The 1236-nt window shown below is 69.5% G+C and carries 2 protein-coding genes; both read left to right on the top strand.

The features are described from left to right. The coding region (locus DP106_RS15130; RefSeq protein WP_165857927.1) for an FAD-dependent oxidoreductase at nt 1–808 on the top strand (808 nt) is incomplete at its 5' end. An 88-nt stretch (nt 809–896) separates the two neighbouring features. Further along, nucleotides 897–1236, top strand: a 340-nt coding sequence (locus DP106_RS15125; protein ID WP_276310101.1) for a tetrahydrofolate dehydrogenase/cyclohydrolase catalytic domain-containing protein, incomplete at its 3' end; no start/stop codon positions are given.

Genomic DNA, 1236 nt, shown 5'->3' with positions numbered 1-1236 from the left:
CGACCGGGTGCTCAAGGGGTTCAGCGACGCGACGAGCGAGGCCGTCGCCGATCACCTCGACGAGCAGGGGGTCTCGGTGCATCTGAACGCCGCGGCCGAGTCGATCGCCGGCGGCGGCGCGGTCGAGGCCGTCGTCACAGCCGACGGGCGCGTGCCGGTCGAGATGGTGTTGCTCGGGACGGGCGTCCGGCCGCGGACGGACCTCGCCGAGGCCGCCGGCATCGAACTCGGCCCGACGGGCGCAATCGCGACCGATGCCTACCGGGAGACGAACGTCGAAGGCGTCTATGCCGCCGGCGACTGCGCGGAAGCCGAACACGTCGTCACCGGCGACCCGGCGTACGTCCCGCTCGCGCTGACGGCGAACAGACACGGACGCGCGATCGGGCGGACGATCGCGGGGACGCCGACCGAGGGCGGTGCAGTCGCCGGGACGGCGGCGGTGAAAGCCTTCGACGTCGAGGCCGCGCGGACGGGCGTCCTCGACCACGGAAAGGCTCGCGAAGCCGGGTTCGACCCGGTCACCGAGACGATCGATGCGAACTCCAGGGCGGGCTATTACCCCGAAGGAGGGACGGTTCGCGTGACGCTGACCGCCGACCGGGAATCGGGCCGCGTCCTCGGCGGGAGTCTCGTTAGCGAGTACGGCGAGGGGGCGGTCCACCGCAGCCACGCGCTGGTCGGCGCAGTCACTGAGGGAGTGACGGTGGGCGAGTTGTCGAACTACGACCTCGCGTACGCCCCGCCGTTCAACACGACGTGGGATCCGATCCTGACTGCCGCGAAGGTGCTCGGCGGGCAGCTGTAGCACGAACGTGCATATACACCCGGGTCGGTACCGCGAGACCACCACGAACCCGAACCGTTGATAGGTCCGGAGCGCCCCCTCTCCGGTAATGACCGACGTTATCGACGGCGAGGCCGTCGCCGCCGACATCCGTGACTCGCTGAGCGGGAGCATCGACCGCCTGAACGCCGAGGGTATCGAACCGGGACTCGCGACTGTCCTGATGAGCGACGATCCCGCGAGCGAGACGTACGTCTCGATGAAACAGCGCGACTGCGAGGCGGTCGGCATCGACGGCATCCACGTCGAGATCGACACCGATGCGCCGGCGGCGGAGCTGTACGACACGATCGAGGAACTCAACGGCGACCCCGGGGTACACGGCATCTTGGTGCAGATGCCGCTCGTCGACGGTATCGACAGCCGCCGCGTGCTCCGCAGCATCGATC

The organism is Halonotius pteroides (assembly GCF_003605635.1).
Taxonomy (GTDB): Archaea; Halobacteriota; Halobacteria; order Halobacteriales; family Haloferacaceae; genus Halonotius; species Halonotius pteroides.
The sequence above is the reverse complement of the archived record's forward strand: the minus strand, read 5'-3'. Positions and strand labels throughout refer to the sequence as shown.